Source organism: Nostoc sp. NMS2, from assembly GCF_017115105.1.
Classification (GTDB): domain Bacteria; phylum Cyanobacteriota; class Cyanobacteriia; order Cyanobacteriales; family Nostocaceae; genus Nostoc.
On record NZ_JABXKH010000090.1, the window covers coordinates 67,366 to 85,699 of the forward strand.

Consider the following 18,334-nt stretch of genomic DNA (forward strand, 5'->3'; position numbering starts at 1 on the left):
GCCCCCTGCTCCCTTCCCCCTGCCCCCTACCCTGAAAGCAATGAGATATTTTTTCATTTTGTGGAGTCATTTGTCAGCAGTACATCCAATTGAGCCAACAGCTTCTCTAACTTTGCTTTTTTCTTCGGATCATCCCATACCTGAGACTGCTTAAAGCGGCGGAGTGTGTCATCAACGCGGTCTTTTAAGGATGTTGACTCTGTTTGAGCGCAAGACTCTGATTCTGAGTTCTGCTCAATTTCTGGAATCTTCCGCTTAATTTCGCTCAAGGAGAGATTGTAGGCGATCGCGTCTTCTAGTAGTTGAATTCTTGAAGACTCATTTTTTACCTTAGCTATTGCCCGTGCTTTGGTGTACTCAATTTTTCCCGAACGCAATACTAAAACCACATCAAGAGGGAGATTGAGTAAAGGCAAGCGATTGCGAACAAATGAATCCCACTTCATGCCTCCTAATGCTGTAAATATTTCCTCAACAAGTAGAGTTTGAGAATTACCCGTAACGTTACGGGTAATTTTTCCTTTAGCTTCGTTCTCCATTTTTTGCAACAGTTTGACAGTTTCTGATGTGCTGATTGCCAGCCGGAATGCCAAAAGTTCAAGGATACCTTCAGTCTCTTCTAGTGGATTGAGGTCTTCGCGTTGCAGGTTTTCAACGAGGCGCACTTGGTACGTAGTCGCATCATCCATTATGCGGACTACCACAGGAACTTCAGTTAAAAGAGCCATTAGTGCGGCTTTGTAGCGTCGTTCCCCGGCTACTAATTCATAATCGCCCTCAGAAAGCGGACGCACTAACAGAGGTTCGAGAATACCCAATTCTTTGATTGAGCGTGATAGTTCTTCAAGCTTCTGCTCGTCGAAATAGCGCCTTGGCTGTGAGAGAGGTAGCTTGATTTGGGCAACTGCAATTGTGTTAGTAGCGCTGGCTTGATCGTCAGATTGTGACCTAGTTGCATCGCCAAACAGCAGTTCGACGGGCTTTTTGATTGCAGCGTAAGGTTCGTTACGTTTGCTACTCACGGTTTTACTTGAAGAAGTTTGCTGTAGCAAGAGTATACAAGTTCTCGTTTGAATACCGCGAATGCAGTAAGTTGCACATCGCGTAAAATCCCAAAAATTAATATATTTTATATCCTTAGCAATAAAAGTAAATCTGATTTCTATGTCTATGGGTAGATAAATAAACAATAGAAAAAGTGTAAATCTGGTATGGGAGAACCGACCTTGTAAAATATTCCTGAAACGGTTTTAGGTTTATCTTCTTACAAGACTTACATAAGGTATAACTCGTCCACATTAAGAGGGCTGCTTTTCCAAACTTAGTAATCTTAATTAAGAAATGTTGTATTAGTCGTTAAAAAGCTGTATTATCAAAAGTGTCTTTTTTAAAAAGCGATTAATGCTAGATACGTAAATAGGAAGGATAAAAATGGCTTTGCTTAATTAATCAACAGCACGAATCTGCCTTCTCCAAGATTCTTATTTACGAATCAGCACTCCATTTATCTAAAATCCTCATTCTTTGTGCCCTAAGGGATCTATTCAAACGTACTATTTCCGTAGTACTCCTTAATCGTGAAATGATATCCTTAGATAGTGTACCGTTGTAATGTCTACTTTAGATAATAGGTTTGCTTCAGAAATCAACTAAAATCCATAGTAAATCTAGATTTACCTTAAACATGAAAAATTTTACCAAGGTTAAAGTATAAGCTTGCAGTTAAACCAGGATTTTTCCCCCTAGCCTCTGAAAAATACTAGAGGGATCATCCCAGTTTTAGTTGTCTATCAGGCTGCCAACAAATTAACCCTTGTGGGCTAACTGCTTGTGCATTTTTCTGCAAAATCTCGGGCAAGAGAAATTCAGAATTTAGCTGCTGCACTTCGTGCAACAGTTGTTCGCCATATAACTACAACCAGTTTCAATTATGACACATAAACTTCCTCAAAATCAAGCTGTAATAGCGCAAGCACTTGTAATATTTACCCCTTGCGACAGTTCTTTTTTGAAAAATCAACTACTAAAATTTTGGCTTAATAACCGGAATTTTGGCTTAATATATCAATTTATTTCTCTTTTCTCTAGAAAGTTAATTGCAAATTCGCCACAAAATTGGCATTATCAAATCTTAACAGAGCAAGCTAGTTTCATAGCTAAAGAAAATTGCTAGCTACAATCTTTAAAACCTCAAAAATAGTTGATTTTGGGTTTTAATGGACAAAATGTACCAATGTAAATTTTTCTTCAGCGACATAATTTTGCTAAAAACGCAAAATTCAATAGCTAGCAACTTAGGTTAGCTAATCTGAGTTGTGAAATTATTGAGAACCTGTATACCTCCAATCAAAAAAAATAGACACATGCGAGACTTGCTTGTTCAGCATTAATGATTTCTTTGGAGTTAAAGCAGTATAGTTGCATACCAAGCAATATGTTTGCATAGAAAGCAGGGATCAAAATTTTTAATTCTGTAGCCCGCTTTTGAAGATGAGCAGGTACTATCGATATTTTCCCAGGATCATATATTCGCGATCGCGCATTTGTCCACCCTGAACCTGGGGATTTACTGCTAGCTATTGTGATAATTGATGCAAATATTTGATGAATGTCCTCAGTAGTCTGCAATCATCATCTTTATTTGAGCGGCGCGATCTAGATTGCTTTTTCATTCCAATAACTTTACTAAGATAGCAAAGACACTAACATTGTCCACTATTATTCACTTGGAAATTTACCCTAGTCGATTGCAACAACTGTAGTCAGCATTTGTAAATCATGACTAATTAGATGAAAAATATGTAAATATTAATTTGCATATTTTCTAGATGGACAAGACAAAGCTTTCTTGATCAAAAATATTTGAATTAGGAAAAATATATGTTGTGAATAATATTGTTTAATTCATCATTTAAAGATCATTGTTGTAATGATGAATTAGTTTTTTGAGAAGAAGTTTACAGCAAAACTCAAGATTATGTTCAGTGGGCTTGAATTCAAATTTAAGAGCCTAAACATCTCCTGTACTTGGGTTTTAGGATTACATTGTTTGTGCTTGACTAAGCTTTAATCTGCTGAAAACTGAAAGATTAATATTTAAACATAACAGCTAGAACTGGACATTATGTTTAGAGTTTTGCTGTGTTTTCTTGGTATATGCTAATCCGAAAACCCATATTCTTTATATATCAGGTTATTAGATATATGTATTGGATTATTTATAAATGTTGTTGACTTATCAGATAATTCATTGTAGTCTAAACCTAGAAACCGAAAAAATAATTTTTGCGTGTACGGGCTATAGATTCACTAGAAATGCAGGCTAAGATTAATTATTTTGGTTAGTACAAGTATTTGAGTATTCGTTAAACGAACTCCTAGCATTAAAAATTTTGCACCTATTTTAATATGTATACATTAGAACTATAACTGTAATCCCATAAGAGGAGCATAGAATGATTAGTTATTCCAATAGCTTAATAACCCAGCACGATTTTTCAACGTTAGTTGAATTGTTGAGTTACAGAGCAGAAAATCAATCTGAGCAGAAAGCTTATAGTTTTTTACAAAGTACAGAAAAAGAAGCAGCATCGTTGACTTATAAAGAGCTACATCTGCAAGCACAAGCGATCGCAACTAACCTCCAGTCTTTAAATCTAGTTGGCGAACGTGCTTTGCTCCTATATCAACCAGGTCTAGATTTTATTGCTGCCTTCTTTGGATGTTTGTATGCTGGTGTTGTTGCTATTCCTGCATATCCACCCAGAAAAAATCAAAAGTTGTCTAGGTTGCAGGCAATAGTGGCAGATGCCCAAGCCAAGATTGTACTTACTTCCACATCTCTTTTGGAGAGCCTTCAAACTAGCTTCAATCAAGAAGAGGGTTTAGAAATCTCTGGATTGCATTGGCTAGCTACCGATGAGTTGAGTAGCGATCTAGCACAAGCATGGCAACCACAAGAACTCAACGGCAATACCTTAGCTTTCCTCCAATACACATCTGGTTCTACAGGCACACCAAAGGGAGTGATGATCACTCATGGGAATCTGCTGCATAACGAGCGGATGATCGAGAAAGCCTTCGGACATACAAACAAAACTATTGTTGTTGGTTGGTTGCCTGTTTTCCATGACATGGGACTCATTGGAAATGTCTTGCAACCTTTATATTTAGGGGTTCCTTGCATTCTCATGTCCCCAGTAGAGTTTCTCCAAAAACCAATTCGCTGGTTGCAGGCAATATCTCACTACAAAGCTACAACTAGTGGTGGGCCAAATTTTGCTTACGATCTTTGCATTCGCAAGGTGACACCCGAACAATTAGCGACTCTCGATCTCAGCAGTTGGGAAGTTGCCTTTACTGGTGCTGAACCTGTCCGGGCTGAGACTTTGGAGCAGTTTGCTTCTACTTTTGCGCCTTGTGGCTTCCGCAAAGAAGCATTTTATCCCTGTTACGGTATGGCAGAAACCACACTCATAGTAACTGGGGGTGAGAAGACAGCTTTACCAATCACTTGCAATGTAGAAAAAGCAGCATTAGAGCAAAACCGAATTGTCAAGCAGCCCGACGATCGCAAAGATACCCACACGATAGTAGGTTGTGGGCAAAGTCCTGCCGATCAGAAAGCGATCGTTGTTGATCCCCAATCCTTAACAATGTGTCCTCCTGAGCAAGTGGGGGAGATTTGGGTAGCAGGGCCGAGTGTTGCTCAAGGTTATTGGAATCAACCTGATGAGACAGAGAAAACTTTCAATGCGTATTTAGCAGATACAAATGTTAGCGATAGTGCAGCATCCGGCCCATTTTTTCGCACTGGAGACTTAGGATTTTTGCAAGATGGGGAGTTGTTTATCACAGGGCGGCTCAAAGATGTAATTATCGTCAGAGGGCAAAATCATTATCCCCAAGACATTGAACTGACTGTTGAAAAAAGTCATCCATCTCTGCGAATCGGTTGTGGAGCCGCATTTGCTATTGATTTCAAGAATTCTGAACGACTAGTTGTTGTTCAAGAGGTAGAACGGAGTTATCTACGAAAGTTAAACGTTCAAGAAGTCATCGCACAACTAAGACAAGCAGTAACCGCACATCATGGTTTAGAAGTCTTCACTACCGTACTCGTCAAGACTGGTAGTATTCCCAAAACCTCTAGTGGCAAGATTCGTCGTCAAGCTTGTCGGAGTGCATTTCTTTCTGGAAGTTTAGATGTTGTAGAGGATTGGAGTGAGAATCCTCGGAATAAATCTAAGTTTATCAATCTACAAGCTGATGTTGATTCTATGTTAGGGCAACTAACAGCTGGTAAATAGCTAAGTAGGTTGGAGCAATTAAAGCAACTGGCAAGGGCTGTCATTTGTCACTTGTACTGAGCGTAGTCGAAGTATTGGTCATTAGTAAGGACTTTAAGAAGGATTAAACAATGGAAACGCAGAATCTTCAAGTGAACACCATGTCTATAATTTCAGAGATTAACAAAGCCGATGCACCTAAGCAGATACGGACAGCAGCAGAAATTCAAGCTTGGACAGTCTCTTATCTAGGTGAACTGCTGGAAGTTGATCCCGAAGAAGTTGATATTACGATCCCTTTCGATCGCTATGGTTTAGATTCTTCAGCAGCGATTGGTTTAACTGGTGACTTAGAAGATTGGTTAGGATCTGAGGTTGATCCCACCCTGCTTTACGATTATCCAACCATTGAAGGTCTTGTTAAGCATTTGAGTGCCAATTTAAATTGAAAAATTGGAAGTTTACCTTGCTTGATTTACTTGTGAAAATATCTGATTGAGGAGTAAAAGCGTGACTACAGCTAATCTATTGAATGAGAAACCCAAAGTTTTAAATGTCCCAGTGGACAAACAAAAGAAGCACTTTCAAGTTATCGATAAAACGTACCAAAACAACAAAGAATCTGACTACACCGAGAAAATAGAATCTCTGGGAAAAAACTTTGACTATAGTCGCAACGGCGAGCATTTTTGGGGCGATCGCCAGCTTTCCACTTTATATGGTACTCCTCTCTACGAACAAGCTTCTCACGCCCAAAAACTAGCTCTTAACCACCTTTATTGGGTGGGGCAGTATCAACATACTGCATCTGCTGAATCAAACACCATGCTCTACAATCAAATTACGTCTGGTGTTTTTGCTCACGTTGGCGGATATGAAACTCTCTGTCAAGAACTAGACTTTGAAACTAGTCAAGAACGTTATCACATCAATACGTTTCATAAAATTGGTTATAAAACCAAGATTGCTTTACTGGGTAAAGAATCCCTTGGTAATCCTCTCCATAAAAAGTTGAATAACCAGACTAATAATAATCTGCTGCCAAAACTACCAGAACTTCCCAATAAAGAAGCACTTCAGAATTCTACGTTTCGTTTTCTTACCAAACTGATGCATCCAGGTAAGGGGGACTACTATTCCCAGTACTTGAACGAAAAAGGTGACTCAATTCCCACAACAACTGGTGGACTGGCTGGACTCACTGCATCTCCATCTGCGTTTAAATACCTGAGTTTAAATTGGGGTAGTTCTCCTTTCTTAGCAGCCCAATATTACTCAGTGCGGATGGTTGCAAATATGTCATTAAAAACATACGAGTACCATTACTACAAACAGTTCAGAGATTTGGATAAAAAAGGTGAGTTCATCCCAGATCCGATCGCTGTATCTTATTATCACTTGTTGGATGAATCTTTCCATACCACAATGTCTCAAACCATTGCCCAAGAGGTATATAAGGATTTTCCCGATCCAACAGTGTATGAGAAATTGCTGTCTAATGCAGTCATCTTTTTGTTACAAAGGGGACTTTTGGGCGGACTGTCTGCGGCACTACCAGCCACATTCCGGGATGATGTAAATTTCATGCCTTCGTATTATCGCCTGCTGACATCTCCTCTATTTAATAAAATGTCCCAGCAGGATGCACTTCATTGGATGGAAAAGTGCTTGTGTCAAGAACATGAAGGCTTCCATGTCAATCTCAGATATCAGCAAACTCTCCTCAATGATTTAAAACGCTTCTTTGGCCACCTTGAATATCTGTGGCCAGTTAACCGCGAAATGCGCGTGATGGCTGAGGGGGGATCGATAGAGAAAGCAGTCAAACGCAATCAAATCGCCTTTAAGCAATTTGCTAGCTCTATTGCTGCCTAGCGCTCTTTTATTACTCCGAAAAAATAAAATATTCGTAGGTTGGGTTGAACTTTAGTGAAACCCCAACAAAATCAGAGATTGTTGGTGTTGGGTTTCGTTCCTCAACCCAACCTACGCCTAAGTTCATCAAAGTCCTTAAAAATAAGGGTGGATGATTTTTATCCCACGAGAGTCATAAAAGAGCGCTAGAGCGATCGCATTAATTCTGAAGGGTGAATAAGTTCGTAGTAAGGACTTTAGTCCTGGATTTTTAAGCACTTAAGTGCTTACTACAAACTCATCACAATTAATGAGACAAACTACTAGAGCGATCGCACCTTTAAGCATATAAAGCAGCAATACACAAGTGTTGAGGACGTATTAATGGAACCCATAGCTATTGTCGGTATTGGCTGTCGCTTTCCTGGCGCTAGCAGTCCAGAGGCTTTCTGGGATCTTTTGCATCACGGCATTGATGCTATATCCGAAGTCCCTATGGAACGATGGGATATAGATAAGTTATACGATCCCGAACCTGCCACACCTGGAAAGATGAGTACTCGTTATGGCGGATTTATCGAAGGAGTGGATAGTTTCGATCCAAGCTTTTTCGGAATTTCGCCCCGCGAGGCAGAACGCATAGATCCCCAACAAAGAGTGGTTCTGAAAGTTGCTTGGGAGGCTTTGGAAAATGCAGGAATTGCGCCTTCCAATCTCTCTGGTACTCAGACAGGAGTCTTTATTGGAATTGGCAACTATGATTATGGAATTGTGGTTTCTAAGGATTTAGACCGGATCAATGCCTATGATGGCACGGGTAATACACTTGGGATTGCTGCAAATCGCCTTTCTTATTTGCTCAATCTGCGGGGCCCAAGTTTGGCGATTGAAACTTCCTGTTCTTCGTCTTTAGTAGCGATCCATCTAGCTTGTCGCAGTCTGCAAAATGCAGAGTCCGATTTATGCCTGGTGGGAGCGGTTAGCTTAATGTTGTCGCCACAACAGACCATTATCTACTCCCAAGCTCGGATGATGGCATTGGATGGTCGTTGTAAGACCTTTGATGCTAGTGCTGATGGTTATGTTCGTGGTGAAGGATGCGGTATTGTTGTGCTAAAGCGTCTTAGTGATGCAATTAGAGATGGCGATCGCATTCAAGGTGTCATCCGAGGTTCGGCAATCAATCAGGATGGACTCAGCAATGGATTGACTGCTCCCAATGGCCCTTCCCAACAGGCAGTGATTCGCCAAGCTCTCGAAAATGCAGGAGTGGAGCCAGCACAAATTAGCTATGTAGAAGCTCATGGAACTGGTACATCATTAGGAGATCCGATTGAAGTTAGATCCCTAAAAGCAGTATTGGCAGAGGGACGCAGTACCGATCAGCCTTGTTTGATTGGCTCCGTCAAAACAAATATCGGTCATCTGGAAGCTGCGGCTGGGATGGCTAGCTTACTCAAGGTAGTACTGTCGTTACAGCACAAACAAATTCCGGCGCACCTGCATTTAAAGCAGTTGAATCCATATATTTCCTTGAGTGACACATCTTTTGCGATCCCCACAGAACTTCAACCTTGGAATGTGAGTACAGAGCCTCGTTTGGCAGGTATTAGTTCCTTTGGTTTTGGTGGTACTAATGCCCATATCATTGTCGAGGAAGCGCCTTTACAAATTCAAAATTCCAAAGATGGTATTCAAAGCAAGGGAACTGATGACATTCCCCCTCTCTCCCTGCTCCCTGCTCCCTTGCCTCCTTTTGAACGTCCTTTACACTTGTTGAGTCTTTCGGCAAAAAGCAAACAGGCATTGCAAGATTTGGCCCAGCGCTACAAAGCAAATCTTGCAAACCCAGAATTATCTCTGGCAGATATTTGCTTTACTGCTAGTACGGGGCGATCGCATTTTGACCATCGTCTTGCTGTGACTGCTGAATCTGTGGAGCAATTACAACAGCAGTTGAGTGATTTCGTCGCAGGACAGCAGCCTAGTGGATTAGTAACTCGTCAGGTTGTTAATCGCAAACAACCGAAGATAGCCTTTTTGTTCACTGGACAGGGTTCTCAATATGTGGAAATGGGACGCGAATTGTACGAAACACAACCCATATTCCGCCAAACCCTCCAACAGTGTGATGAGATTTTGCGTCCCCATCTCAAAAAATCACTCTTAGAGGTGATTTATCCCAGCCATCACAGTGGAGGTATTTTACTCGATGAAACTGCCTACACTCAACCAGCACTGTTTGCTCTTGAATATGCCTTGTACAAACTGTGGCAGTCTTGGGGCATTGAACCTGCTGTGTTGATGGGACATAGCGTAGGAGAATACGTTGCTGCTTGTGTGGCAGGTGTGTTCAGCCTAGAAGACGCATTGAAACTGATTGCTGCACGGGGACGACTGATGCAAGCCCTACCTGCCAATGGGATGATGGCAGCAGTCATGGCTAGCCCTGAACAAGTAGCAGAAAAGATTGCACCCTACTGTGCCGATAATTCGTTAGCAAAACAGGATACAGTATCCATCGCCGCTATCAATGGGCCTCAGAGCGTTGTGATCTCTGGGAACCGCCAGATGGTTGAGGCAATATGCCAATCCTTAACAGCATCTGGAGTCAAGACGAAACCATTAACGGTGTCTCACGCCTTCCACTCACCATTAATGACACCAATGATGGAAGAGTTTGCAGCAGTTGCTAAGACTGTCAGCTACTCACTTCCTCAAATTAAGTTAATTTCCAATGTCACCGGGCAACTAGCCAGTGAAGAAGTAGCTAATGCTGAGTACTGGTGTAATCATGTACTGCAACCTGTGCTATTTGATCGGGGAATGCAAACTTTAGCACAGCAGAAGTGTAACGTCTTACTAGAAATTGGCCCCAAGCCAACACTGTTGGGTATGGGTAGGCAGTGCCTATCTGAAGCAGAAATAGAGAAACTGTTATGGCTACCCAGTTTGCGCCCAGGGCAATCTGATTGGCAGCAATTACTCCAGAGTTTGGGAGAATTGTATGTGCAAGGGGTGGCAATTGACTGGAAGGGATTTGACCGAGATTACAACCGTAAGCGTGTAGCACTACCTACTTATCCCTTTCAGGAACAACGCTATTGGGTGGAATCTTTTGATAATCAGCCTGCTCAGGGAGAAATAACGGCTGTGAATATTGCACAGACTCCCATGTTACACCTGCTACAGCAAGGAGAAATTCAACAGCTAACAGAACAAGTTACTAAGACGGCGAGTCTGTCTGCTGACGAACAAAAATTTCTCCCGAAGCTTTTAGAAGCTTTGATGAAGCAGCACAAGCAGGAATCAATGGCTGCCTCGATTGAAGATTGGTTCCACAATATTGAGTGGCAACCCAAGCCAAGACAGATAACGGGAGTTGACAAAAAGCCACAAATCGGCACTTGGTTAATTTTGGCTGACATTGGCGGAGTTGGAAAGGCTCTTGTTGAACATCTGCAAAAACAAGGCAATTCTTGTATTTTGGTTTATCCAGGAGAATCTTATCAGTCAAAAGGAAACTCTACTTGGGTTATCAATCCCTCAACTACAGCAGATTTTGAGCGGTTGCTGAATGAAGTTAAAGCAGCTAGCCAAAGCCAGTTACAAGGTGTGATCCACTTATGGAATTTAGACACAGCTAGATATGAGTTAACGGTAGCAGAGTTAGAGAAGTCCCAGGTGTTAGGTTGTGGCAGCGTCCTATCTCTAGTACAGGCTCTTACGCGACACAGTGATATTGCTCCTCGTCTGTGGTTGGTGACTCAGGGCGCACAAGCAGTAGGCACATTAATACCACTGCAAGTGCAACAGTCTCCTTTGTGGGGTTTGGGACGAGTTATTGCTTTAGAGCATCCAGAATTGCGCTGTTCTCGCTTGGATTTAGATCCTTCCGCAACACAAGAACAAGTGCCAAATTTATTGGCGGAACTGTTAGCACAAGATGCAGAAGACCAAGTAGCATATCGTAATAGCGATCGCTATGTTGCCCGTTTAGTACAGCATACCTCCAGCACATCTGCAACTAACCACAGAAAGGTAATCCGCGAGAATAACAGCTATCTGATTACCGGCGGTTTAGGAGCATTAGGATTAAAGGTTGCTCACTGGCTGGTGGAAAATGGAGCGCAGCACCTTGTGCTTACAGGACGGCGTGGAGCTTCCGAAGCAGTGCAGCAAGAAATTAACAAGTTAGAGCAGGCGGGAGCGCAAGTACTGGTTGTTCCAGCCGACATCTCAAATCGAGATGATGTTAGTAGGTTGTTGGCGGATGTGAAAAATTCCATGCCTTCTTTGCGAGGTATTATCCATGCTGCTGGAGTATTACAGGATGGAATGCTGCTAGGACAAACTACGGAAAGTTTTAGCACAGTGATGGCTCCCAAGGTAGCTGGAGCATGGAATTTACATACCTTGACTCAAGATTTAGAGCTAGACTTTTTCGTTTGCTTTTCATCTGTATCTGCCTTACTCGGTTCCCCCGGACAGGGAAACTATGCTGCCGCTAATGCTTTCATGGACGCGCTGGCGCATCACCGCCGCGCATTAGGACTACCAGCAGTCAGCATCAACTGGGGCCCCTGGAGAGATGCTGGAATGGCAGATGCTTTGAGCAGCCGAGAACAAGCGCGTTGGGCAGAGCAGGGTATAAGTACAATTGGGCTAGAGCCAGGATTGCAGATATTGGAGGATATTTTAACTCAGGATGTCGCTCAGGTAGGTGTGCTACCAGTAGACTGGGCTAAATTCTTGGGACAACTGCCACCAAATTTAGAGTTTCCCTTCCTTGAGGTATTTGCTTCACAGGTAGAGCCAGCACAAACTGCAAAATCTCAGTTTCTCGAACAATTAGAAGCAGCTTCTGTTAAAGAAAAGCGATCGCTATTATTAACTCACGTTCGCTCTTTAATTGCCAAAGTCTTAGATTTGAAATCACCTGAAGAAATAGACATATACCAAGGTTTTACAGACCTGGGTATGGATTCCTTGATGGCTGTGGAGTTAAAAAATCGCCTCCAAACCAGCTTGGAATGTTCAATTTCTGCATCCTTAGTTTTTGACTATCCCACAGTGGCAACCTTAGTTGACTATTTAGCTGGGGAAATGCTTTCAACCGAGTCTGATGTAATTGAGAGCAAAGTTGCAGAGCAAATTATCCCTGAATCAAATTTTGACGATTTATCAGACAGTGAGGCTGAAGCATTACTACTTAGCAAATTAGCAAGCATGAGGTATTAAAGGTAATGAGTATGAATTCCGACCAAGCACAGTCTCCATCCCCAATCAAACAGGCGCTTCGAGCTATAGAAACCTTGCAAGCCCAGCTTGACGCGCTCAAATACGCCCAACAAGAACCAATTGCGATTATTGGCACGGGTTGCCGATTTCCTGGAGGAGCAGAAAATCCAGAGGCTTTCTGGCGGCTGTTGCGCGACGGAGTTGATGCCATTACTGAAGTTCCGGCTGACAGATGGGATCTGGAAAAATACTACAATCCAGAACCGGATATGCCTGGTAAAGTGTGTACCCGTGAAGGTGGTTTTTTGACAGGAGTTGATACTTTTAACCCTGAGTTTTTCGGGATTTCAGCGCGGGAAGCAGCAAGCACAGATCCTCAGCAACGGCTTTTGCTAGAAGTAACCTGGGAAGCTTTAGAAAATGCTAGTCAAGTACCAGAGCATTTGCATAACACATCTACAGGGACTTTCATCGGCATTTATCTAAATGACTACAGCAAAGTCATGTCATCAGTAGGGGATGTGTCCAATATTGATGCTTTTTCTGCGATCGGTAACTCTTTAAGTATAGCTGCTGGGCGTTTATCCTATTTTTTCGGGCTAAAAGGCCCCAGTATGGCTGTCGATACCTCTTGTTCTTCCTCATTGGTATCAGTACATTTGGCTTGTCAAAGTTTGCGCTTAAAAGAGTGCAATCTAGCTTTAGCTGGCGGAGTTGGGTTAAATCTCGTTCCAGATACTAGTATTGCTCTGTCTAGAACACGAATGCTTAACCCTGATGGACGCTGCAAAACATTCGATGCTGCTGCCAATGGCTTTGTAAAAGGAGAAGGGTGTGGGATTGTTGTCCTCAAGCGCCTCTCAGATGCTTTGGCTGACGGGGATAACATCTTAGCCTTGATTCGGGGTTCTGCGGTTAACCATAATGGCCGCAGTAGTAGTTTAATTTCTCCTAACGGGCTATCTCAGCAAGCTGTAATTCGCCAAGCCTTAGAGAATGGCGATGTGGAACCAGCCCAAGTAGACTATGTAGAGGTTCAAGGCACAAGCACATCTGTAGGAGAACCAATTGAGGTGGCAGCTTTAGAGGCAGTGTATGGCAAAAACCGTCCTGAAGACAAACCTTTGGTTATTGGTTCGGTAAAAACTAACATTGGCCACCTAGAACCAGCTTCTGGTATCGCCAGTTTAATCAAAGTGGTGCTTGCCCTACAACACGGGGAAATTCCAGCCCACTTGCATTTCAAACAACCGAATCCTCATATTAACTGGAATGAATTGCCCCTGAAAGTTCCTGCACAGCGTATGCCTTGGCCGATAACAGAAAAGCGGCGGCTGGCGGGAGTAAGCGCTTTTGGTTTTAGTGGGACTAACGCTCACGTAGTTGTGCAAGAAGCCCCCCAAAAAATTCAAAATTCAAAATTCAAAATTCAAAATGAAGATGCCATAGAGCGTTCCCTGCACCTGCTAACTTTATCAGCTAAGACAGACGAGGCGCTTGTGCAGTTAGCTGAACGTTATGAGAAGCACTTAGCGAATAATCCAGATTTAGCTCTAGAAGATATCTGCTTTAGTGCCAATACGGGCCGATCGCATTTTCAATATCGCATAAGTGCGATCGCATCTTCATCTGCCGAACTCTATAAAAAGCTAGCTGCCTTCAGCGCTGGGCAGAAAACACTAGGATTATTCCACGGAAAGGTGACAGATTCCCCCAAAATCGCCTTCCTTTTCCCCGATACAGGTTCAGAATATGTCGGAATGGGTCGTCAACTCTACGAAACTCAGCCCAAGTTCCGGCAAGCTTTTGATCGCTGCAATGAAATTCTGCGTTTTTCTTTAAAATGTTCCTTGGTTGAGATTCTGTATCCTGAATCAGCAACAAGTTCTCTGCTCAAAGAAGCTGTTTACAGACAACCCGCCTTATTTGCCATAGAATATGCCCTCTTCCAATTATGGAAATCTTGGGGTGTAGAACCCACCGCAGTCATGGGTTATGGTGTTGGTGAATTTGTTGCTGCCTGTGTAGCTGAAGTTTTCAGCTTGGAAGATAGCTTAAAGTTGATTGTTCAACGCGGGCGCTTAATGCAAGCATTACCTCCAGAAGGGAAAATGGTGGAAGTGTTTGGCTCCGAAAACCAAGGAATCCTCAAAGAAGTAACCTATTCTCAATCACAAATTCCTTTAGTTTCTCATCTAACTGGTGAACTAACTACTAGTGAAATAGCTACCCCTCTATATTGGAGCCGTCAAGCGCAACAACCCCTGAAAGTTGCCGCCGCTATAGATAACTTAGCTCAACAAGGGTACGAAATATTTGTGGAAGTTGGGGCAAAGCCGACTTTTGTCGATTGCTTGCCTAATGTTGAAAAACTTTGGCTTTCCACTTTGAATCCTGGCAAAGATGATTGGCAACAAATCCTTGAGAGTTTGGCATCTTTATATGCGCGTGGGGTAAAAGTAGACTGGTTAGGTTTTGACCGAGATTACTCGCGTCAAAATGTGGAACTACCCACCTACCCCTGGCAGCGAAAGCGCTACTGGTTTGAGCCTAATCACAATGGACATAAAAAAGTTGAGATTTCCTCTCAGAATAATGGCTTTCTCGCTCAGGCAGATAGCCAACAACTGATTGAGCAGTTAGAAATGAGCGGAGAACTTTCAAAAGAGGAATTGAATTTGCTGCCTAAACTGCTTGGATTATTAACAAAGCAGCATGAATTCGTTGGCACAAAACCAAAACAGGAAACGCCAAATGTGGTGCAAGAGATTAATGTCCAATCTCTGACAGTGGCAGATATTCAAGTTTGGCTGACTAACCAAATTGCAAATGATTTGGGAGTCCAACCTGATGAGATAAATATTCAAGTTCCTTTCGACAGCTACGGTTTGGATTCTGTACTGGCGATCGCAATTGCTAGTGCTGGCAAACAATCTCTAGGAATTGATATGTCTCCACTTCTCTTGGTGCATTATCCCACTATTGAGTCGCTTTCACAGCACTTAGCTAGAGAATTAGAAGCTTCTGACTCAGAAATATTTGAAATTTAATCGCAAAACCTGTTTAAAACAATTACTAATTAACGGAGATAGTGAAACTATGAACGTATCTGAACTGTTAGAAAATTTAACTCAACAAGGCGTTCAATTGTGGACTGACAATGGTAAACTCAAGGTTAATTCACCCAAAGGATTACTATCAGCAGAACAACGTACTGAATTAGCTGAACGCAAGACCGAAATTCTAGCGTTTCTGCAAAAAAGTAACGAGCCTGCTAATAACAATGTAACTAAAACTCAAGACCTGAGCTTGCAGACAATTGGTCGTTTAATTGGAGGTTTTTGCCGTAAAATTGCAGGCTTTACCCCTCCCATTATTGATCCAAAGGCGATGGCCAAAAAGCTAAAAGTGGCTTTTAGACCTTTGCCAGATGGATACAAAGAAGAAACAATTTTGAAATTTCGAGAAGAGTTAAAAGATAAGCTACAGGGTAATGGAGTTCAAATCTTAACTTGGGAGGAAGCAACTAAACAGGTTAATTACGAAATTACTATTCCTTTCCTTAACTGGAAAAAGAACATTACCACAAATGTCATAAAAGCAGGTGTTAGTGCTGTCGTTGATGTGGACAAACACCCTTCTTTATTTGGAAAAGTTAAGATATTTGTGGTAGAGTTACTTTATAAATTTTATTCTCGATTTATTTTAAAAGACCGCCAGCTATCTGCTTCTAAAATTATGCAGTTTATCAGTTGGGCTGAAGAAAATATCCTACCACTTGAAGACCCAACAAATACTCAAGTTATTATGTTGACAAAACTTAATAAAGAGTTGGTCGATCCAAATATCCCTTATCAAAAGAAAATTCCTATTGGTGTAAAGACCCTGATTAGAACATTTTCTGAAATAGTCATTGGGGTTTCTAATAATAAAATTTCTATCTTAAACATGAATCTTTCAGATTCTGTTTTTCCTGCCGAATCAGTTGACGCATTCGTTTGTAACTCTTTAATTCCTAAAATATATGTACCAATTCTGCCACTATCTTTGAGCAGATTTGAGATTGGTGAGTATGACCCGAAAGAATCTATTTATGCAGAACAATTAGTCAGATTAGGTAAAGAGTTAGCATCAACAGGTCTACTACCTTCTGGTTTTAAAATTGACGATGTGATTAAAAGAAAGTCACACCGAGATATTGTTGACTGGATGGCAAATGGTAGAACAGGCGTTTCTTATGGTTTTGTTGCCTACGCCGAGCCGCCACAATATGTAGGTACTGTGGAAATATCTGAGCAGGAGTGGGAAAGCCTGTCTTCTATCGAAGGATTTAGTCGTGATGAATTACGTCAAAATGAAATCGGTAGGAGATATATCAAAACTAAAATTGCAGAAAAAGAGGTATTTAAGCAGCTACCAGATATCTGGGTTATTAGTTCTCGCTCAGGCGCGAATAAAACAAACCTAAATTTAGAAACTGACGTACTAAGGCTGGGACTACAAGATAGATTATTACTCCAACTACCAAAAGGTATTGATTTAGTAGTGGGTGATATTAAACCCTCTTACGACCTTTATGTGATGGTTGCGATCGCACTTGCGGCGGCTCTGTACGCACCGGATCTGATTAAAAATGGTACACCAATGGTTCATTTCCACGGGTATCCATCAACTCAGTGGTTTGAAGCCGATAACGAGTATTGCACTGGAGTACACAATCCCTCAGTTCCGTGTGGAACCTATGAATCAGGGGTTTTCAACTTCTTAGGGATACACGATTTAGTCAACAAATACGGCAGTGATATTGCCCTAGCCAGCTTGATCGAGCCAGATCACGGCACAAACATCATCGCCTCTGATTGGGAGTATTTAATTGCCAGAATCAAAACTGGAGTTGAAAAGGGACAAATTGATTTGGGTGGTAAGCATTTCCCTTCTCTCAAAGAAACCATCGCTACTTGTTGAACTCGGTTGGTACTAATGAATGAGGATATTAAATAATCATGTCAATAATTTCAGGCAAGACAGTACTTTTGACAGGTGCATCACGCGGCATTGGCGTTTTTATTGCTCGTGCTTTGGCAAAAGAAAAAGCAACTGTAGTTGGTGTAGCGCGATCGCAACAGGGACTAGATCGAGTATCTGCCGAAGTCAAAGCTTTAGGAGGTCACTGGTTAGGTATAACATCTGACATCAGTGACATAAATTCTCTGCCAAGCCTGGTTGAGCAAATCAATCAGCTTGTAGGCCCAATTGATATTTTAATTAATAACGCAGGCATAGAAATATACCGACCCTTCCAAGATTACTCTAGCGCCGATCTCCAGTCAGTCTTATCTACCAACTTACTGGCAGCAATGGAATTATCGCGTTTGGTACTGCCGACCATGTTACGCCAGGGTAGTGGCCATATTGTCAATATTGCTTCGCTGGCTGCTAAAAAAGGGCCAGCTTACAACAGCATTTATTCAGCCAGTAAAGCTGGTATGTTCATGTGGAGCGATGCTGTTAGGCAAGAATTGGCGGGTACTGGCGTGGAAATTTCAGTAATTTGTCCAGGATATGTGTCTGAACAAGGGATGTCTGCTGATTCTGGCGTAGCCATACCCAGTTCATCAGGATCTTCTACACCAACAGATGTTGCGATCGCAACGATTCAAGCTATTAAGCAAAATCAGCCAGAAGTGATTGTGAATCAAGATGCGATTTCAGAAGCTATTACAAAACTTCTACTGGCATTGTGGGAAATTTTCCCACTCTTTGGAGATAAAGTTAATCAGTGGATAGGTGTCACCAAGCTCAACAAAATACGCGCCGAAAATCAAACGCCAATTGCATTTCAACCCAGTGAAAGCAGAACGATGGTTATTGCAACACCAAACGGAAGAATAAGCAAAGAAAAAAATCAATAATCAAGCATAAATTTACCATAATCAAAGGTTTTTGAATGA

At 41.9% G+C, this 18,334-nt stretch carries 9 protein-coding genes; 8 read left to right on the forward strand and 1 reads right to left on the reverse strand.

The window, feature by feature from the left end:
* Positions 1 to 53: 53 nt before the first annotated feature.
* On the reverse strand, positions 54 to 1,022 hold the full coding sequence (locus HWQ36_RS16770) for a ParB/RepB/Spo0J family partition protein (RefSeq protein ID WP_292704826.1): 969 nt from the start codon (positions 1,020 to 1,022) through the stop codon (positions 54 to 56).
* 908 nt (positions 1,023 to 1,930) lie between these two features.
* Here HWQ36_RS16770 and HWQ36_RS16775 point away from each other — a divergent pair.
* The 8 genes from HWQ36_RS16775 (at position 1,931) to HWQ36_RS16810 (ending at position 18,295) form a co-directional block, all read left to right on the forward strand.
* Positions 1,931 to 2,173 carry a hypothetical protein gene (locus HWQ36_RS16775; protein ID WP_292704827.1) on the forward strand — a complete coding sequence of 81 codons (243 nt, stop codon included), beginning with the start codon at positions 1,931 to 1,933 and terminating at the stop codon, positions 2,171 to 2,173.
* A 1,282-nt stretch (positions 2,174 to 3,455) separates the two neighbouring features.
* Positions 3,456 to 5,309, forward strand: coding sequence for a fatty acyl-AMP ligase (locus HWQ36_RS16780; protein ID WP_292704828.1), 1,854 nt, complete (start codon positions 3,456 to 3,458; stop codon positions 5,307 to 5,309).
* Between the two features lie 110 nt (positions 5,310 to 5,419).
* Positions 5,420 to 5,737: an acyl carrier protein gene (locus tag HWQ36_RS16785; RefSeq protein ID WP_292704829.1), complete on the forward strand. Its 318-nt coding sequence runs from the start codon at positions 5,420 to 5,422 to the stop codon at positions 5,735 to 5,737.
* 61 nt (positions 5,738 to 5,798) lie between these two features.
* The gene (locus HWQ36_RS16790; protein ID WP_292704830.1) at positions 5,799 to 7,163 is read left to right on the forward strand and encodes a hypothetical protein; all 1,365 of its coding nucleotides are present in this window, start codon (positions 5,799 to 5,801) and stop codon (positions 7,161 to 7,163) included.
* Between the two features lie 363 nt (positions 7,164 to 7,526).
* Complete coding sequence (locus HWQ36_RS16795; protein WP_292704831.1) at positions 7,527 to 12,383, forward strand: type I polyketide synthase; 4,857 nt, start codon at positions 7,527 to 7,529, stop codon at positions 12,381 to 12,383.
* Positions 12,384 to 12,394: 11 nt separating this feature from the next.
* On the forward strand, positions 12,395 to 15,433 hold the full coding sequence (locus tag HWQ36_RS16800) for a beta-ketoacyl synthase N-terminal-like domain-containing protein (protein WP_292704832.1): 3,039 nt from the start codon (positions 12,395 to 12,397) through the stop codon (positions 15,431 to 15,433).
* Between the two features lie 49 nt (positions 15,434 to 15,482).
* Positions 15,483 to 17,348 carry a hypothetical protein gene (locus HWQ36_RS16805; RefSeq protein WP_292704833.1) on the forward strand — a complete coding sequence of 622 codons (1,866 nt, stop codon included), beginning with the start codon at positions 15,483 to 15,485 and terminating at the stop codon, positions 17,346 to 17,348.
* 38 nt (positions 17,349 to 17,386) lie between these two features.
* A complete protein-coding gene (locus HWQ36_RS16810; protein ID WP_292704834.1) occupies positions 17,387 to 18,295 on the forward strand; it encodes an SDR family NAD(P)-dependent oxidoreductase in 909 nt (302 codons plus the stop codon).
* Positions 18,296 to 18,334: the final 39 nt, after the last annotated feature.